The 18,193-nt window shown below is 61.7% G+C and carries 13 protein-coding genes; all 13 read left to right on the top strand.

All coding sequences use genetic code 11. The annotated features are described in order from the left end of the window. Positions 1–65 precede the first annotated feature (65 nt). The 13 genes from LJX92_RS09740 to LJX92_RS09680 all read left to right on the top strand — a co-directional run bounded on the left by LJX92_RS09740 (position 66) and on the right by LJX92_RS09680 (position 18,163). Entirely contained in the window at positions 66–2,552 is a 2,487-nt protein-coding gene (locus tag LJX92_RS09740) for a TonB-dependent siderophore receptor (RefSeq protein WP_228309665.1), read from the top strand. A 434-nt stretch (positions 2,553–2,986) separates the two neighbouring features. Next, positions 2,987–4,426, top strand: a complete 1,440-nt coding sequence (locus tag LJX92_RS09735) for an undecaprenyl-phosphate glucose phosphotransferase (protein WP_032876885.1) — start codon at positions 2,987–2,989, stop codon at positions 4,424–4,426. Continuing rightward, complete coding sequence (locus LJX92_RS09730; RefSeq protein ID WP_228309664.1) at positions 4,426–5,886, top strand: mannose-1-phosphate guanylyltransferase/mannose-6-phosphate isomerase; 1,461 nt, start codon at positions 4,426–4,428, stop codon at positions 5,884–5,886. Before LJX92_RS09735 ends, LJX92_RS09730 begins: the two co-directional genes overlap by 1 nt. Beyond that, positions 5,886–6,797 (top strand): glycosyltransferase family 2 protein, encoded by a 912-nt coding sequence (locus LJX92_RS09725; protein WP_228309663.1) that lies wholly within the window; start codon positions 5,886–5,888, stop codon positions 6,795–6,797. The genes LJX92_RS09730 and LJX92_RS09725 overlap by 1 nt, the downstream gene beginning before the upstream one ends. Before the next feature lie 6 nt (positions 6,798–6,803). Beyond that, positions 6,804–7,631 carry a polysaccharide biosynthesis/export family protein gene (locus LJX92_RS09720; protein WP_228309662.1) on the top strand — a complete coding sequence of 276 codons (828 nt, stop codon included), beginning with the start codon at positions 6,804–6,806 and terminating at the stop codon, positions 7,629–7,631. Positions 7,632–7,707: 76 nt separating this feature from the next. Continuing rightward, complete coding sequence (locus LJX92_RS09715) at positions 7,708–9,687, top strand: GumC family protein (protein ID WP_228309661.1); 1,980 nt, start codon at positions 7,708–7,710, stop codon at positions 9,685–9,687. Then, on the top strand, positions 9,687–10,868 hold the full coding sequence (locus LJX92_RS09710) for a glycosyltransferase (RefSeq protein WP_228309660.1): 1,182 nt from the start codon (positions 9,687–9,689) through the stop codon (positions 10,866–10,868). Before LJX92_RS09715 ends, LJX92_RS09710 begins: the two co-directional genes overlap by 1 nt. Further along, a complete protein-coding gene (locus LJX92_RS09705) occupies positions 10,865–12,205 on the top strand; it encodes a beta-xylosidase (RefSeq protein WP_228309659.1) in 1,341 nt (446 codons plus the stop codon). Before LJX92_RS09710 ends, LJX92_RS09705 begins: the two co-directional genes overlap by 4 nt. 22 nt (positions 12,206–12,227) lie before the next feature. Further along, entirely contained in the window at positions 12,228–13,442 is a 1,215-nt protein-coding gene (locus LJX92_RS09700; protein WP_078820819.1) for a glycosyltransferase family 4 protein, read from the top strand. Further along, positions 13,433–14,536 (top strand): glycosyltransferase family 4 protein, encoded by a 1,104-nt coding sequence (locus tag LJX92_RS09695; protein WP_228309658.1) that lies wholly within the window; start codon positions 13,433–13,435, stop codon positions 14,534–14,536. The genes LJX92_RS09700 and LJX92_RS09695 overlap by 10 nt, the downstream gene beginning before the upstream one ends. After that, positions 14,536–15,939 carry an O-antigen ligase family protein gene (locus tag LJX92_RS09690; protein ID WP_228309657.1) on the top strand — a complete coding sequence of 468 codons (1,404 nt, stop codon included), beginning with the start codon at positions 14,536–14,538 and terminating at the stop codon, positions 15,937–15,939. Before LJX92_RS09695 ends, LJX92_RS09690 begins: the two co-directional genes overlap by 1 nt. Continuing rightward, on the top strand, positions 15,936–16,757 hold the full coding sequence (locus LJX92_RS09685; RefSeq protein WP_228309656.1) for an acyltransferase: 822 nt from the start codon (positions 15,936–15,938) through the stop codon (positions 16,755–16,757). The genes LJX92_RS09690 and LJX92_RS09685 overlap by 4 nt, the downstream gene beginning before the upstream one ends. Beyond that, positions 16,757–18,163 (top strand): lipid II flippase MurJ, encoded by a 1,407-nt coding sequence (locus LJX92_RS09680; protein ID WP_032876909.1) that lies wholly within the window; start codon positions 16,757–16,759, stop codon positions 18,161–18,163. The genes LJX92_RS09685 and LJX92_RS09680 overlap by 1 nt, the downstream gene beginning before the upstream one ends. Positions 18,164–18,193: the final 30 nt, after the last annotated feature.

Genomic DNA, 18,193 nt, shown 5'->3' with positions numbered 1-18,193 from the left:
ACCTGTAAGGAAAGGCCGATCAACAGGCCGGTGTTGTCCACTTCCTTCAGGAGCATCCCGCGGTCATGCAAGCGTTCCCCTCCAAGCGTTCCCCCCTCAGACACGCCCTCAATGCCACTCTTCTTGGCGCGTGCGTGGCAGCCAGCGCTTTGCCGTATACCGCAACAGCCCAGGAACCCGGCAGCGAGCGCCAGGCCCGCGCCTGGAATATTGCGCCCGGGCCTCTGGCCGGCGCCCTTGATCAGTTTGCGCGGCAGGCCGGTATCAGCCTGTCGTATGACGCGGGCAGCGTGGCCGGCAAAAGCAGCCCGGGGCTGAGCGGCACCCTGGCCCCACAACAGGCCCTGAGCCAGTTACTTCAGGGCCAGGGTTTGCAGGCGCAAAGCCAGGGCCAGAACGCCTGGTTACTGCTACCTCAGCAGCAAGCCGGCTCGGCACTGAACCTGGGCGCCACCACCATCACTGGTGATCGTCTAGGCGCCACCACCGAAGGCAGCGGTTCCTACACCACCGGTGCGGTGACCATCGGCAAGGGCGAACACAGCCTGCGACGCACGCCGCAATCGGTGAGCGTGATGACCCGCAAGCTGATGGATGACCAGAACATCACCACCATCGACCAATTGCTGGAGCGCACACCAGGGATCACCAGCTACGAGTCGCCCATGGGCGGCAAGTATTTTTACTCCCGGGGCTTCAAGATGCTCGGTCAGTACCAGTTCGATGGTGTGCCGCTAGACATCGGCAAGGACTACATACAGGCCGACAGTTTCAGCGCGAACATGGCGATTTATGACCGGGTAGAGGTGCTAAAAGGCGCCGCCGGTATGCTCAAGGGCGCCGGCACCGCCAGCGGTGCAGTGAACTTCGTGCGTAAGCGGCCCCAAGCCACCCCGACCACCAGCCTCGGGCTGTCGGCGGGCACCTGGGATAACTACCACGCCGAACTCGACACCGGCGGCCCGTTGAACGACAGCGGCACGGTGCGCGGCCGTGCGTCGGTCAGCCAGCAGAATCGTGGCTCCTACATGGACCTTGCCAAGCGCCAGGACCAGGCGTTTTACGCGGCGCTGGACATGGATGTCAGCCCTGACACCACCCTAGGCTTCGGCGCCAGCTATGAGGATGTCGACGCCACACCGTGCTGGAGCGGCCTGCCACGCTACCGCGACGGCAAAAGCCTCGGCCTGAGCCGCTCCACCTGCCTGGGCCAGGCCTGGAACGATTGGCAAAGCCAGCGCACCACGCTGTTCGCCGATCTGACCCATCACTTCAACGACGACTGGAAGCTCAAAGTCAGCGCCGTGCATAGCCGCAACCTGCAAGACATCAAATACGCCGCCAGCGAAAGCACCGTGGACTATGGCAACCCGGCCCCTACGCTCACCAGCTACGCCGCGCTGCTGGATTACGATCACAAGGACTACGGCCTGGATGCCTACATTGATGGTCAATTCGAAGCGTTTGGCCTGCAACATGAGTTGATCCTCGGCGCCAATGGCAGTCGTGGCACCCAGGACGATGTCTACGCGATCCGCAACCTGCCCCAGCGCCAAAGCGTTTTCAACCCCAACCACCACTTCCCGGAACCTGCCGACGATACCTTCTGGCCCAACATGTACCGTGGCGGCACGGTCAAGGAAACCGCCACCCAATACGGCGCCTACGCCACCTTGCGCCTGCGCCTGGCCGAACCGTTGATGCTGGTTCTCGGCAGTCGCGTCAGTTGGTATGAAAACCGCCGTGAGTCCTTGAACCTGGCCTGGGGCGAGTGGGCCGACCAGGATGCACGCACCAAGGAAACCGGCGTGGTCACGCCGTTTGCCGCGCTGATCTACGACCTCAATGACAACCTTTCGGTGTACGCCAGCTACGCCGATATCTTCCAGCCACAAAGCTCCTACGCCACGGTCAGCGGTTCGGCGCTCAAGCCGAAAATGGGTGAGAACTATGAGCTGGGTATCAAGGGCGAATGGTTTGACGGGCGCCTCAACAGCTCCCTGGCGCTGTTTCGCGCGATCGAAAAAAACGCCGCCCAAACCGATTTCGAGACCCGCTGCGGCAGTTCCTCCGACGGCTACTGCTACACCGACACGGGCAAAGTTCGCGCCCAAGGGGTCGAGGCCGAGCTGAGCGGCGAATTGCTTGAACGCCTGCAAGTGTTTGGCGGCTACACCTACACGCAAACCAAGAACCTGAAGAACATCGACAGCGCAGCCGAAGGCGCGGTGTCCAACACCTACGTACCCCGGCATATGCTGCGTTTGTGGGGCGACTACCAGTTGGACGGTGCACTGTCAAAATGGACAGTCGGCGCAGGGGTCAACGCCCAAAGCAGCAACTACCGGTTGCAAACTATCAAACTGGAACAGGCCGGGTATGCGTTGTGGAATGCGCGCATTGCGTATCAGGTGGACGACACCTGGACTGTGGCGCTCAACGGCAACAACCTGTTCGATAAAAACTACTACCAGACCGTGGGTACCTCAGGCTGGGGTAATCTTTATGGAGAGCCGCGCAACCTCACGCTGAGCCTCAAAGGCAACTTCTAAACATCAGCAGTCCTTGCACCAGAGCCGGCAAGCCGGCTCTGGTTCGACAACACCCCTTCCCCCGCCCTGCTTCTGTCAAAAAAAAGCTTTTTTTCGCTGGCAGGCAAATCCCCACGTTTGTTCCTACACTCCAAAAAGCCATCATCGATTCTCGATTTTTCTGAAAGCACGGCCTCTCATGTCAATAAATCGTCATATCATGGGGGCCTCATGAGAGCCATTGAAGGCAACGGCAAAAAAAGCCAAATCATTGACACGGAACCTCAAGGAAGCCACTATTTAGCCATCACTCCGTAAATTCCTGCGTCTGAACAGGCATTACGTATTACCCAGCAACTGCAGTTGTTCGATTTGCACCACTTGTAAAGCAAACCTGCCTTATGGATGAGCAAAACGAATAGGAACGTTCTGGTGGTGTATTGAGGATCTGATCTATGCGCGGTAAATCGTCGGTCGATAGCCTGTTTTTGACTCGTCCCGGTTTCGTTGAGTTTTTTGTCGTCTTCGTAAAACTGATCCACGGCCTCACTGCTGTAGTGCCGGCAATTATCCTGTTGTTCTACCCGGAACCCGTCGCCGAGCACATGCGTAACCACTACCTTGGCCTGCTGGTATTCTTTGCGCTCTTGACCATCATTCTGTTCCAGGCCCTGGGGGTGTACTCCGAGGATCTGTTCAGCAATCGCCTGCGTTTTCGCGTGATGCTGGTGGCCTGGGTCTCGGCGTTTTGCATCCTGCTGTTCATGTACCAGATTCTGCTCCTGTTCCCACAGTTGAGCCCACGCAACCTGGCGGCCTGGTTCTCCATGAGCCTGGTGCTGTTTGGCGTGGAGCGGATATTGATGCTGCGCCTGTATCGCCATTTGATGAAGAACGGCAAATTCTTGCAGCGTACGGTGATCCTGGGTTTTACCGAGACGGCGGTGCATGTGGCTGAACACCTGTCGCGCAACAGCGATATCCGTTCCGGCCTGATCGGCTTTATCGACGACCGTACCGAGCGCATTCCCAAGGAATTGAGCCGCCTGCCCTTGCTGGGCAATACCCGCGACCTGGAAAAGCTGATCCGCTCCGAACAGGTCAACCAGGTCATGATCACCCTGCCCTGGGCTGCCGAGCAGCGTATCAACGGGCTGGTCAAACGCCTGCGGCAGATGTCGGTGAACGTCATGCTGGTGCCCGACATGGCTGCCTTGCGTTATGGGCATAACCGCATCACCGATGTGGGCGGCATCCTGATGTTCAACACCTCGCAGTTGCCGCTGCGCGGCTGGTCACCCTTTATCAAGCGTTGCGAAGACCTGCTGCTGGCCAGCCTCGGCCTGTTGTTGCTGTCACCGGTGATGCTGGCGACGGCCATCGCGATCAAACTCGATTCCAAGGGCCCGGTGCTGTTTCGCCAGAAGCGCTTTGGCTACAACGACAACCTGATCCGAGTGTTCAAGTTCCGCTCGATGTACGTCGAACAGACCGACCTCAACGCCGAGAACCAGACCACACGCCAGGACCCGCGCATCACCCGGGTAGGCAGGATCATTCGCAAGACCAGCATTGATGAGCTGCCACAACTGTTCAACGTGCTGCTGGGCAATATGTCGATGGTCGGCCCGCGCCCCCACGCCACGGCTACCAAGGCCGCCGGGATTCCGTTCGAGCAAGCGGTCAGCGAATACAGCTCACGCCACCGGGTCAAGCCAGGCATCACCGGCTGGGCACAGATCAATGGCTACCGTGGCGAGACCGACACCCTGTTCAAAATCCAGAAGCGCGTCGAATACGACCTGGAATACATCGCCAAATGGTCGGTGTGGCTGGATCTGTACATCGTTTTCATGACGGTTCCGGCCGTCCTTTCCACCAAGGAAGTCTATTGATGAACCCTCTTAACGGATTGATCCCGTGCATCATCTCCGGTGGTTCGGGCACGCGGCTGTGGCCGGTTTCGCGGCAGAACATGCCCAAACCCTTCATGCGCATGCGTGACGACCAGAGCCTGTTGCAGAAGACCTTCCTGCGCGCCAGTCACTTGCCGGGGGTGGACAGCATCCTGACGGTAACCAACCGCGACCTGCTGTTTCGCACCCTCGACGACTACCGCGCGGTGAACACCCAGCGATTGGCCCTGGAGCTGCTGCTGGAGCCGTTTGGCCGTAACACCGCCGCCGCCATCGCCGTGGCCGCCTTGCATGTGCAGGAGCATTTCGGCGCTGAAGCGCAGTTGCTGGTGATGCCCGCCGATCACCTGATCCTGGATGAAACGGCCTTCGTCCAAGCGGTGGAAAAAGCCCGTGCGCTGGCCGAGGCCGGTTACCTGGTGACCTTTGGCATTCAGCCTGACCGTGCCGAAACCGGCTTTGGCTATATCGAACAAGGCGCAGCGTTGGGGGCCGGGTTTCAGGTCCGGCGCTTTGTCGAGAAGCCCGATCTGGCCACCGCCCAAGGCTATCTGGACGGCGGCAAGCACCTGTGGAACGCCGGCATGTTCTGCTTCAAGGCGGCCAGCCTATTGGAAGAATTGGCCAGCCACGCCCCGGCAGTGCTGGACGCAGCCAAGGCCGCACTCGAGCACAGCCAGAGCCTGCAGAACAGCAGCAGTCGCCAGCGTGAGCTGAGCCCGGAAGGTTTCGGTACCGCGCCGGACATCTCCATCGACGTGGCCCTGATGGAAAAATCCGCAAAGGTCGCGGTCGTGCCCTGCAACATTGGCTGGAGCGATATCGGTTCCTGGGAAGCGCTGCGCCAACTCACCCCCAGTGATGACAATGGCAACCAGATCAATGGCGAGGCGATCCTGCACGACGTGCATAACTGCTACATCGACTCGCCCAAGCGGGTACTCGGTGCAGTGGGCGTGCGCGATCTGATCATCGTCGACACCCCGGACGCACTGTTGATCGCCGACGCGCACCGCAGCCAGGACGTGCGCTATATCGTCGCCGAACTCAAGCGCCAGAATCACCCGGCGTTCAGTCTGCATCGCACAGTCACCCGCCCGTGGGGCACCTACACGGTGCTGGAAGAAAGCACGCGCTTCAAAATCAAGCGCATTGTGGTCAAGCCAAAAGGCTCGCTGTCCCTGCAAATGCACCATCACCGCAGCGAGCATTGGGTGGTGGTCAGCGGCGCAGCGATGATCACCAATGGCGAGCGCGAAATCCTGCTCAATATGAACGAGTCCACCTATATTCCCGCCGGCCACAAACACCGCCTGACCAACCCCGGCATCATCGATCTGGTGATGATTGAGGTACAGAGCGGTGAGTACCTGGGCGAAGACGACATCGTGCGTTATGACGACATCTACGGCCGCGCGCCGGTGGAAGAGAAACCCTGATGCGCACGTCCCTGATCATCCCCACCCGCAACGCGGCCAGCCATCTGGACCGCTTACTGCCGGCGCTGCGCATGCAAACCCTGCAACCGGACGAGATGCTGGTGGTCGACAGCGCATCGAGCGATGACACCGTGGCGCGCTTTCGCGAGTTTGGCGCGCGCGTGGAGGTGATTGATGCCCGCGACTTCAACCACGGCGGCACTCGGCGCTGGGCCAGTGAACAGGTGGGCGGCGACGCTTTGATCGTCATGACTCAGGACGCAATCCCCGCCACGGTCGAGACGTTCGCCAACCTGATCGCCGAATTGCAACTGGAGCCGCTCAATGGCGTGGCCTATGGACGGCAGCTGCCGCACCCCGGTGCAGGGGTGCTGGGGGCACAGTCGCGGCACTTCAATTACCCGGCGGCCAGCCGCAGCAAAAGCCTGGCCGATGCACCGCAGCTGGGGATCAAGACCTGCTTCAGCTCCGACTCGTTTTCGGTGTACCGACGCAGCGCCCTGCAGGCGGTGGGTGGTTTCCCCCAGGATGTGATTGGCAGCGAAGACGCCTACGTCGCCGCACGCATCTTGCTGGCCGGCTACCAGGTGCGCTACGCCGCCAGTGCGCAGGTTTATCACTCCCACGATTACCGCTTGCTGGACGAGTTCAAGCGCTACTTCGATATCGGTGTGTTCTACGGCCGCGAGGCGTGGATTCGCCAGGCGTTCGGCGACGCCGGCGGCGAAGGTAAGCGTTATGTGCTGGCCGAACTGCGCGCATTGCGCGAGGCGAACGCGCTGCACCGTGCGCCAGAAGTAGTAATGCGCAGCGCCTTTAAATTGCTGGGTTATCGCCTCGGCCACCTTGAACGCCACTTGCCCAACTCGCTTAAACGGCGTCTGGGCATGTTTTCCACCTACTGGACTTGAGCCGTCATGAAGACTACCAACCGACGTTCCCGTCTTACCCTGCTCAGCCTCTTGAGTGCCTCAATCTGGCTGGCGGGCTGTTCGACCCCTGCGCGGGTGCCGCTTCCTGACAACAATACGCTCAAGGCCGGCCATCAAGCGGCGCTGACCCTGGCCGACCTGCCACCACCCCAGGTGCTGATCCAGACCGGCGACTCGCTGCGGATCGTGCGCGACGCCCAGGAACCGGCGGCGGCCGATGACATGACCGTATTCGTCGTGCGCCCCGACGGCGTGATCTCGGTACCCAATATTGGCCGGGTCAAGGCCGCCCTGCGCACGCCCGAAGACCTGGGCAAGGAAATCACCGAGAAGTACAAGCGCATCTACCGCGAACCCGCGGTGACGGTGAACATCGCCAGCGCACCGAGCAACAAGGTGTTTATCGGCGGTGCGGTGTCTAACCCGGCGTTTTTCGACCTGGCCGGCAACGTCAGCGTCGAGCAGGCACTGCTCAGTTCCGGTGGTGTATTGCCCTCGGCGGATGCCTCCAACGTGGCCTTGCTGCGCACCGGGCCAGATGGCAAGTACAGGACGTACTTCATCAGCCTGGAGAGCATGTTGACCAACCCCAATCACCCGCGGGTGGCGTTGCAGCGCGGCGATTTGATCTTCGTGCCGCAGTCGGGCATCGGCGCGACGGTGGAGGCCGTGGATATGTACTTTACGCGGCTGTTTCCGATCAACAAAGGGATTGGCGTGGGCTTTAACTACGACCTTAACGACAGCGGCGTGAAGAACAGCGGAAACACGACCAACAACATCGAAAAAATCAACATCCCAGGGGTGCCTTAGCAATGGAACGCATCTCTCGTAGTTCGATGCATGCACCTGCGCCCTATCTTCACCTCCCTATCAATGGAGTGATCCTGTGATCGAAATCCGCTCTCTTCGCGACCTGCTGCGGCTGTTTTTCATCTACCGCCGCGAATTCAAACTGGCAGTGATCACCACGATCGTCGTCGCGGTGCTGGGTGCCTTCCTGTTGCCGGCTCGCTACGAGTCCGACGCACGCTTGCTGGTCAAGCCGGGGCGGGACAACACCACCTTGCCGATCGAAGCCGCCAACCGCCAGACGCTGATTGCCCCGAGCACCCAGCACGACCCGATTGTCGACGAAGAAAAAATGCTCACGGGCCGGCCCATCGTGCATATCGTTGCCGAGCGCTATATGGCGATGACCTCCGAGCCGCCGCAAGGCTTCTGGAAGGTCACCAAGTTCTACGTCAAGAAGGGCGTTGGCGAAGTCATCAACGGCGTGCGCAGCGTGCTGCAGTTCGTAGGCCTTGCCGAGAAACAAAGCCCGCTGGAGCGCCTGGCGACCTCGCTGGAGAAGAACTTCAAAGCCGGTCACGAGCCGGGTTCTTCAGTGATCGAGATTTCCTTCACCTGGGACGACCCGGCGGTGGCGCAAAAAATCGTCGAGGAATGGGTCAACGCCTACCTTGAGGAACGTGCGCGGATTCTCGGGCGCAAGAGCCTGCATACCTTCTACGAAACCGAACGCGCCAAGGTGGCGGAAAATATCCAAAGCCTGAAGGACCAACTGCAAGGCCGTTTGAAGCAGATCGATTCGATCAGTGTCGATGCGCGCCTGAAGAACCTCACCAGTCAGATCGACCGTGTCACCGACGCCAAGGTCAGCGCACAAAACCAGATCTCGGGCATTCGCAGCCTCCTGGCCAACGCCAGCCAGCAGATCAAGAGCCAGCCGGCAGACGTGGTGACGATGCGCGAAACCAGCCTCAATCCCACCCAACTGGACCTCAAGCGCCAGCTCAATGCGCTGCAAGTGGAACGCGCACGCCTGTTGCGCACCTACCTGCCGGGCACGCCGCAGGTCAATCAGATCGAGCAGAACATCCGCGACATCGAAGCCCTCAGCGCTCAGGAGGCTACGCGCCTGGAACGCTCGCAAAACACTGCGCCCAACAGCTTGGTGATCAACGTTAAGCAGCAAGTGATCGACGCCCAATTGCAAGAGCGCAAACTGGCCGGGGAGATCGAGAACTACGACAAGACCCTCGCCGAACTGCGTGACCAGCGTGACAAGGCGATGACCGATGAGCCGGAACTCAACAAGCTGAGCCAACAACTGCGCGCCGCCGAAAAAAGCTACGCCTTGTACTCGGACAATCTTGAACAGGCGCGTATCGACCACGAACTGGACAACAGCCAGATCAGCAACATCGCGCTGATCGAACACGCCACCCTGAACCCGTCACGTGTGTTTCCCAAGAGCCTGCTGATTCTGTTGTTCGCCATTCCCGCCGGCGTAGCCGTGGGCTTTTTGACCATTTATGTGCTGTACCTGCTGGACCAACGTATCCACGATGGCACACGCTTGCAGGAGATGTTCCAGGTGCCGCTGTGGAGCAGCATCCCCGACGTGCAAGACGCCACGCCGGCCGCCGTCACCGCCAGCCTCTATCGCCTGTACAGCCTGCTGCCCCTGGAGCGCATCGCCAGTGAAGGCTTTGCCCTGGGCCTGACCTCGGCGCGGCATGGCGAGGGCGTGACGTTTATCATCGAGCAGCTCAAGCGCCTGCTGGAAGAACGTGGCCACCGCGTCTCGGTCGACGGGGCGAACGCGCCCACGGCGGGTGAAGTGCTGTTGCTGGACGCCTCGGCCTTGTCGTCCAACCCGCAGGCCTTTTTGACGCTACGCCGTGCCGACCAGATCGTGCTGGTGATCGAAGCCCGCACCAGTACCGTACCGACCATCGAAAACGCGGTGTCGCTGCTGACCACCGCGTTCGGCAAAGTCGACGGCATGATCCTCAACCGCCGCCGCTTCGAAGTACCGGCCAAGGTCCTGGCGCGGATCAACAGCTGGCGCGGTGCGGCCTGATGCGTATTGCATTGCTGGCACCTCTGCCACCGGAGCAGACCGGAATCGCCGATTACGCCGCGCATTTGCGCAACGCGTTGATCGAACTGGGCCTTGAAGTGGTGACCCCCCTCGCGGGTTGCCAGGACCTGGCTGAACAGTTGCAGCGCTTGCAAGCCTTTGACTGGCACGGTGTGGACCTGGTCCATGCCGAATTGGGAGGTGGGCGCTTCGGTGAGTTCCAGGCGCTTGACTACCTGCGTCGGGCACACCCACAACTGCCGTTGACCGCCACGGTGCATGACCCGGAGCGCTTGATCTGGCGCCGGGCCAAGCTGTTTTTCCCCTTGACCCTGCTCGAACGCCTGCCCCACCCGCTGCCCCAGGCGGCGGCGCTGCTGGCCGACCCGCTGACCTTGCACGAAGAACGACGCCTGGCCAAAGGTATGCGCCGGCTGATCACCCTCACCCGCCTGGGAGGCGACTGCCTGCGCCAACGCATGGGCCTGCGCCCGCAGCAAGTGGCGGTGATTGCTCACGGCAACCTGCCCATCGCGCCCCAGGACTTGCCGCCGCTTGCGCCGCTGCGTCTGTTGTATTTCGGCTTTATCTATCGCGGCAAGGGCATTGAAGATCTGCTCCAGGCCCTGGCCCAGTCACTGGCCGCTCACCCGCAATGCCGAGGCCAGGTGCGCCTGACCCTGGCCGGCGGCACCGCCCCGGAAATGACCTTCGACCCGGCCGGCAACTACCTCGACGGCCTGCGCCAACAGATCAGCGCGCTGCACCTGGAGGATGTGGTGGACTGGCAGCTGGACCTGCCATCGGCGCAGATCGCCTCTACGATCCAGGCGCACCATGTGATGGTGCTGCCCTACCGTGAATCGAAAAAACTCGGTTTCCTGGGACAGATGCGTGGCACTAGTGGCGCGCTGTCGTGGGCCAATGCCTGCGGGCGCGGGGTGATCACCTCCAATGCGCGTGCCTTTGCTGAAGAGGTGGCCGGCGGCAATGGCATCACCTATCAGCAGGGCGATATCGATTCCTTGAGCAACGCCTTGAACCGCTTGATCCTCGACCCGCAGCAGGCCCGGCAATGGGCTGCCCGGGCAGCGGAAATCGGCCACCAACGCCAGTGGGCCACCACAGCCCAACGTTTTGCCGAATTATTTCGGGATGCTTGTGAGGAGCCGTTGCGATGAATATTTCATCTGTTCGCCCGATGTGGCGCTATCTGCCGCTGGTGCTGGCAATCGCCGTGGGTGGCGCCCTGCTGTCGAGTGAAAAAGTCGATGCGCAGCCGGTGAATCTGGCCCCGGAGCGCACTGTGGTATGGAAGGACTTCCTTGGCGTGAACGCGCACTTTCTGTGGTTCACGCCCGAGCAGTACCGCCAGCAGATCAAGCAATACAAGAAACTTGGGTTGCAATGGGTGCGGGTCGACCTGCACTGGGATCGCCTGGAGCCCACAGAAGACGGTTATCAACTCAGCACCTTCGATGAACTGGACCGCACCCTGAGCGCTGAAAAAATCCGCTCGGTGTTTTACCTGGTGGGCTCGGCGCCCTTTATCACCACCGCCCCCAAGGGCGCGCAGTTCCAGGACCAGTATCGCCCGCGGGACCCCGAAATCTACGCGCTGCGCCTGGCACTCCTGGCCAAGCGCTACCCCAATATTGATGCCTGGCAGGTGTGGAACGAGCAGAACCTGCCGAACAACTGGCGCCCCAAAGTCAACGCCAAGGAGTACGGGCAATTGTTATTGGCCAGTCACCAGGCGTTGAATATTGCTGCGCCCGGCAAACTGCAGGTCATGGGCGGCATGGCGTACTACAGCCAGATGCCGCCGCGGGGCAAAACCCTGATGTTCGAAGCGCTCGGCGCACTGGGCGTGCAAAACCTGGGCATGGTCGCGGCCTATCACCCTTATTCGATGACCCCGGAAACCGATGAACCGGGCAAGAACGAAGTGCTGCTGCGCGGCGATCAACTCAATACCATGCTGCACAGCGCCGGGATCAAGAACGTATGGGCTACCGAGTGGGGCTGGTCCAGCTATGCCGGCCCCAAGGAGATGCAGGACCTGATCGGTATCGACGGGCAGGCCGACTACACCTTGCGCCGCCTGGCGTTGATGGCGTCCCAGGACTATCAGAAGATTTTCCTGTTCGCGCTGTCCGACCTCGACCAACGCGCCTCGCCACGCGACCAGCATTACGGCCTGCTGAACCTGGACGGCGAACCCAAGCCGGTATACACCGCCCTCGCCCGCTTCCTTGAGATCACCGGCCCCTCCCTTAAACCCGGCACCACGCCCAAGCTTGAGGATGTGCCGGACAGTTTCTACAGCGTGGCCTGGACTCGGCCTGACGGAAAACACTTGTTGATGTACTGGAGTGCCAAAGGCAGCAGCATCAGCCTGCCGGACATCAAACACGCAGAACTGCTGGACCCGCTGACCGGAGCCCGGCAGCCCCTGAACGACGACAACGGTATTCGCCCAGCGGTGAAGCCGAGTTTGCAGATACTGGTGTGGTAGCCCCGGGCATGGAGAGCTGTACATGAGAATCCTATGGATTGTGCCCTATCTGCCGTGGCCGACCACCAGCGGCGGCAAGACCCGGCAGTATCATTTGCTGCGCACCTTGAGTGAGCGCGGGCATCGCATCACGCTGCTGGCGCAATCGAAGACACCGGCCGGTGACGCGGTGCACGCAGCCCTTGAACCGTTGCTCGAACGCCTGATCGTGGTGCCGCGCCGGCCGCTGAAACACCCGATGACCCTGCTCGCGGGCGTATTTGCACCGTGGCCGCTGTTGACCACGGTCAATGGCCTGTCGGCACCGTTGCAAGCCCAATTTGCGCAACTGTTGAACGAGCGCTGGGACGTGATTCAAGTGGAACACAGCTACAGCCTGCAACCGTTTCTGCGCACCTTGCAGCAGCGCCAGCGCGAGTTTGTGCTGACCGAGCACAACCTGGAGTCAAGCCTGGGTGGCGCCACTTATGACCGTTTCCCCAAGTGGGCTGCGCCGTTCGTGCAGTACGACCAATGGCGCTGCCGGCAATGGGAACGCAAGGCGTTCGATGCCGCCGCCCATGTGATCGCGGTGACCGACGCGGACGCCCAGGCCATGCGGCCGTTGACTGCAACGCCGGTAAGCGTGGTAGTCAATGGCGTCGACAGCCGTGCCTTCGCCCAGGTCAGTGCCGATGCACAGAGCCAGCGTTTGTTGTTTGTCGGCAATTACGAATACGCACCGAACCTGGACGCTGTGCAGTGGTTGCTTGAGGAGATATTCCCCCGGGTCTGGCTGCAGTGTCCGAACGCGCGCCTGGCAGTGGCCGGTTACGGCTTGCCCGAACACTGGCGCGACCGTTGGCCGGATGAACGTGTCGAGTGGCTGGGGTTTGTTCCTGATCTGTGCGCCCTGCAACGGCGCTGCGCCGGTTTTGTCGCCGCGTTGCGCCATGGCGGCGGCTCCAAGCTCAAGGTGCTGGAGGCAATGGCCGCCGGCTTGCCGCTGGTCAGCACGGCCCAGGGTGTTTCCGGTTTGGCGGTGCAACCCCAGGCGCATTACCTCGCGGGCGAAAGCGCCGAGGCCCTGGCCGATGCCATCGTGCGTTTGCTGGATCAGCCGCTGCTGGCCCGGCAACTGGCCGATGCGGCACGCGATTATGCGCGGCATTACCACGACTGGGCGGTGGCCGGTGACGAACTGGAGCACATCTACCGCACCTTGATCGCCTCTAAGGAGTCTCAGCCATGCGCGTAGCCCTGGACTATCGCCCCGCCACGGTTGCGCCCTTGTCGGGCATCGCCCGCCAGGTCCTGGCGCTGGAAGATGCCCTGCGCGCGCGGGGCAACACCGAGGTGGTGCTGTTCACTGAGGCGCCCCTGGACCACCCGCAACGCCAGAACGCCATTTGCCCACCGTGGGCCAGCCCGCTGGATGGCCTGCAACGGCCGCAGGTACGCTTGCGGTTCGAGCGCAAATTTTTGCCCAGAGCCTTGCACGAGCAACAGATCGACCTGCACATCGCCACGGCCAATATGGGCTTGCCGCTGTGCCGCAAACCCGCCGGCACCCGTTATGTCCTGGTGCTGCATGATCTGTTTCAGCTGACTCAGCGTAACTTCCATCGCTCCAGGCTCAAGGCCCTGGCCTATCGCTTGATCGACGGCGCCTCGATTGCCTGGTCGGTGTGGCAGGCTGACCGGGTGTGGTGCCCTTCGCAGTTTTCCTGCAACGAAGCCGCCCGAGTATTCCCCTGGGCCCGGGCCAAGTTCCGGGTGTTGAGCAACCTGGTGCCCGAATTGAATGCAGCGCCAGAGCCGCTGCCAGACAACCTGCCGGCGCGTTACTGGCTGGTGGTGGGCACACGGGAGCCGCGCAAGAACATGGCATTTTTCCTGCGCCAATGGCAGGCCTGCCGTGCGGCGAACCCTGAGGTGCCGGACCTGGTGCTGGTGGGCCATGCCAGCGATGTACCGTCCGCCCTTGGCGAACTGCCGGGCCTGCATTGGTGCAGCGGTTTATCCGACGGCCAACTGCAAGCCCTCTACCGTCATACCGACTGCCTATGGCAGCCGTCTTATGCCGAAGGCTTTGGCCTGCCGGTGGTGGAAGCCTTGAGTGTCGGCACGCCGGTGGCGGTGGCACGCGGTTCCGCCCTGGATGAAGTCGCGCCGCCCGGCGCCCCGCGCTTCGACCCACATGATGCCAGGCAATTGCAGAACGTCATGCAGCAACTGGCAACCGCAGGCAACACGGCAGACGCCGAAACGCAGCGCGCCTGGGCCCGGCAATTTGCCGAACCGGCCTATCGCTCGCGCCTGGATACTTTGCTCAAGGAATTGGACCGCTAATGCTGCCAGGAAAACTCATCAGTCTGCTCCTGGGCCTGGTCTTCGGCATTTTGCTGTTGGCCCTGTCGCCGATCAAGGCCTTGCTGGTCGTGGCCGGCGCGGGTGTGGCCTTGACCCTGATCCGCTTTCCCCTGTGGGGCTTGCTGATTTTCGCGGTGTTGGCCACCAGCATTCCCTACACCACGTTGGAACTGGGGATCCGCACCACCATCAGCGAAGCCGTGTTGGGGCTGACCTGGGTCGGGGTGTTCTGGCAATCGTTTATCGGCAAGACCCGCGGCTTGATCCTGTGGCGTCCGACCGAGCGCGCGCTGATGTGGTTGATGCTGTTCAGCACTATTCCGTTTATCTGGGGCATGGTCATCATCCATGCCGAAGGCAACGGGCCGGTGAACTGGGTACGCTGGCTGATGAACCTGTCGTTGCTGTTTATCGTGCCGTTGCTGCTGCGCACCGACGCCGACCGCGACAAGGTGGTGGTCGCCCTGCTGCTGGGCAACCTGGCGATGCTGTTGCTGTCGATTTTCATGTTTTTGAAAACGCGCAACGCCATGTCGATGATCGAGGTGCTTACCGACCTCAAGTACGCCCACCCGGAAGCGGTGAAGGATATTTTTTCCGCCAACTACACGCGCATGGCCTCGCCCTGGGTGCACCCAAACCTGACGGGTGGCGTGCTGGTGCTGTTTATCCCCCTGGCACTGTTCTACGGCTGGACCCGCAGCGGCTGGCGCCGGGCGCTGGGCCTGGCGGTGGCGGTGCTGGGTTGCGCCGGTCTGCTGCTGAGTATTTCCCGTGGCGCCATCGTGGCCCTGGCGCTGGTGCTGATCTGGCTGACCTATAAGCGCGTACCCAACAGCGGGCGCATCATCGGTATCGGCGTGGCGTTTGGGGTTGCGCTGGTGATGTTCTACCCGCCGTTGCAGGAGCGCTTGCTGACTATCTTCTCGTCCACCAATGCCAGTACCGAAATCCGCTTCGACGAGTACGCAAGATTCCCCGAGGCCATGTCGACATACCCCCTGGGGATCGGCTTCAAGATCGACCCACCCGTACCCGGCACCAACCTGTTGGGCATCTCCAACCTGTGGCTGAACTTCATCTACAAGGTCGGCATTCCGGGGATGCTGTTGTTTATCACCGTCACGGTGTTGTGGTGGCGTGAAGTGCGGCCCCTGGGCCAGGTGCGCAAGGTCACCGCCGACAACGCCCTGTGGCTGGGGTGCATATGCGGCGTGATGGCAGCGCTGTTGACGGGGATTTTCGACCACTATTTCAGCTTCACCTTTGTACTGATCGCGCTGTTCTGGCTGTTGATGGGCATGAGCCTGCAACAGGTGCGTCTGCGCCCCTCCATTACCGCCCCTGTTGCTGCTATTGTGCCAAAGGATAACCAACCATGAAGCACCGGATGATCCACTCCACCGATCTGCGTGACCGCCTCCCCACGCTGGCCGCTGAAATGGGCGTGAGCCTGCCAGACCTGGAAGAGGCGCTGGACTGGTGCCTGGCCAACGACGTGGTATTTGAAGAAGGTGAAGGCGACAACAAGCGCTTCTGGATAAACTCCATCGACCTGGAACCCGCCCTTGAGCACCCGGTGGCCCGCCTTTTGTTCCGCCGTATGAAACAGGACCTGCCGGGCAAGCTGTTGCCGCGCTATGGCAAAAACTGGGCAACGATCAAGGATCGCTGGCGCAACGCCTGGGACATGGCCTACAACATTTTGATCAACAAGATCCCCAGCCACCATGTGCGCATTGCCTGGCTGCGCCTGGGCGGCGCGAAGATCGGCAAGGGCACAAGCTTGTGGCGTAACACCGAAGTGTTGGGCATCCACAACTTGAGAGTCGGTGACGATACGGTGATCGGTTGGCATTGCCAGGTAGACGCCCGCGCCGGGCTGGTGATCGGCAACCACGTGGCGATTGCCTCCCACGTGCTGATCATCGCCGGCAGTCATGATTTGCAGGCACCGGAGTTCTGGTCGATTTCCGGGCCGATCTACATCGACGACTATGTGTGGATCGGCAGCCGGGCGTTGATCGGCTACGGCACGCACCTGGGTCATGGTTCGGTGATCAGCGCCAATACCGTGGTGGCCAAGGCTGTGGCCCCCTACAAAATCATTGGCGGTTCCGGGGCCAAAATCATGGGCGAACGTTGCCATGATCTGAACTATAAGGTGGGTGGCAAGGGCCTGTTCACCCTGTTCCACTGATGTTCGGCAGCACGCTCTGGCTGACCGTCGCGACCCTCGCCGGGCTGGTCGCCGGTTTTGCCCGCGAATGGCTGCTGGTGGCGGCCTGGGGCGCGGGCAGCCGCAGCGACGGGTTTCTGGTGGCGGTGTTTTTGCCCGAAGCGTTGCGCATGACCCTGGCCGCCGGCTTGCTTGCGGCGGCTGCCCTGCCCCTCTATCAACAACGCGACCCACAACGCCAGCAAGCCTGGCTGGCCAGCCTTTCTCCACGCCTGCTGGGAGTAGGCCTGGCCCTGTTTGCCGTATTGGCGCTGGGCGCGCCGCTGTGGGTGCGCCTGATCGGCCCCGGCCTGGACGCCGCAGCCCATGCCGAAGCCGCCGCTAACTTGCGCTGGCTGGCGGCCTGTGCGCCGGGCCTGGTGATGCATGGGTTGTTCAGTATTCCCTTGCAGGCACGCCAGCGTTTTGTGCTGCCGGGGCTGGGCTCTTTGCTGTTCAACCTGCCGCCGGTGCTGTACCTGTTTATCCGTGGCAGCGCAAGCGACAGCGGCGAACTGGCCATGAGCTTTTTTGCCGGCAGTGTATTGATGTGCCTGCCACTGCTGGCGCCGGTCTGGTCTTTCGGCTGGCGGCCGTGGCAAGTCACTGGCGACAAGCTGGCGGGCCGCGAACTGTTGGGGCGCATCGGGCCATTGTTGGCCAGCAATGTCGCCAGCCAGGGTTTGGCGCTGCTCGAGCGCTTGATCGCCAGTTACCTGGGGGAAGGTGCCGTCACGTGGGTCAACCTTGCACGCAAACTGATCAATCTGCCCTTGATCGCCCTGATGAGCCTCAACCAGGTACTGCTGGGCATGATGAGCGGCGAACAAGGCCAGCAGCGCCTGGCCCTGCTGCGCCGAGGCCTGGATGCTGCGACCCTGCTCAGCCTGCCGGCCGCCCTCGGCCTGATCGGCGCCAGCCCGGTGCTGATTCATCTGCTGATGCCCGCCCAAAGCGCCGACAGCCCACTGCCCGCCCTGCTGGCCTGGTTCGCGACGCCATTGGTGTTCGGCGCCTGGAACGCTATGCTCGCCCGCTACGCCTATGCCAGCGGCGACACGCGCCTGCCCTTGCGCTGCGAATTGCTGGGCAGCGGGGTCAACGCTTTGCTGTTGGTGCTGCTGCCGTACTTTCTGGGTTTGCCGGGTATCGCCCTGGCGGCGTTGGGCGGGGTTATCGTCACCAACCTGCTGCTGATGCAACGCCAGCAATTGCTTGGGCAACTGCGCTGGCCGCTGCAATGGGGGCTGAGTGCGGTATTACTGGGTTCTGCAGCCGTCATCTTGCATCCACTGCAAAACGATGGCTGGCAACTGGGCTTGAGTACCGTGACGGCGGCCCTGGTATTGGGAGGGTTGGCTGGGTGGTTCAAGCCGTGGAAACAGTGAACTGGAGCCACCACCGCAACGGCCTGCGCA

This window comes from Pseudomonas sp. HN8-3 (assembly GCF_020790195.1).
GTDB lineage: Bacteria > Pseudomonadota > Gammaproteobacteria > Pseudomonadales > Pseudomonadaceae > Aquipseudomonas > Aquipseudomonas synxantha_A.
Note: the sequence above shows the minus strand (reverse complement) of the source record. Positions and strands in the feature narration are given on the sequence as shown.

Excerpts from the sequence above, each read along its gene's own strand:
- LJX92_RS09735 (WP_032876885.1), top strand. The coding sequence starts at position 2,987 with ATGCGCGGTAAATCGTCGGTCGATAGCCTGTTTTTGACTCGTCCCGGT.
- LJX92_RS09680 (WP_032876909.1), top strand. The coding sequence starts at position 16,757 with ATGTTCGGCAGCACGCTCTGGCTGACCGTCGCGACCCTCGCCGGGCTG.
- LJX92_RS09710 (WP_228309660.1), top strand. The coding sequence starts at position 9,687 with ATGCGTATTGCATTGCTGGCACCTCTGCCACCGGAGCAGACCGGAATC.
- LJX92_RS09720 (WP_228309662.1), top strand. The coding sequence starts at position 6,804 with ATGAAGACTACCAACCGACGTTCCCGTCTTACCCTGCTCAGCCTCTTG.
- LJX92_RS09685 (WP_228309656.1), top strand. The coding sequence starts at position 15,936 with ATGAAGCACCGGATGATCCACTCCACCGATCTGCGTGACCGCCTCCCC.
- LJX92_RS09695 (WP_228309658.1), top strand. The coding sequence starts at position 13,433 with ATGCGCGTAGCCCTGGACTATCGCCCCGCCACGGTTGCGCCCTTGTCG.
- LJX92_RS09730 (WP_228309664.1), top strand. The coding sequence starts at position 4,426 with ATGAACCCTCTTAACGGATTGATCCCGTGCATCATCTCCGGTGGTTCG.
- LJX92_RS09725 (WP_228309663.1), top strand. The coding sequence starts at position 5,886 with ATGCGCACGTCCCTGATCATCCCCACCCGCAACGCGGCCAGCCATCTG.
- LJX92_RS09700 (WP_078820819.1), top strand. The coding sequence starts at position 12,228 with ATGAGAATCCTATGGATTGTGCCCTATCTGCCGTGGCCGACCACCAGC.
- LJX92_RS09705 (WP_228309659.1), top strand. The coding sequence starts at position 10,865 with ATGAATATTTCATCTGTTCGCCCGATGTGGCGCTATCTGCCGCTGGTG.
- LJX92_RS09690 (WP_228309657.1), top strand. The coding sequence starts at position 14,536 with ATGCTGCCAGGAAAACTCATCAGTCTGCTCCTGGGCCTGGTCTTCGGC.
- LJX92_RS09740 (WP_228309665.1), top strand. The coding sequence starts at position 66 with ATGCAAGCGTTCCCCTCCAAGCGTTCCCCCCTCAGACACGCCCTCAAT.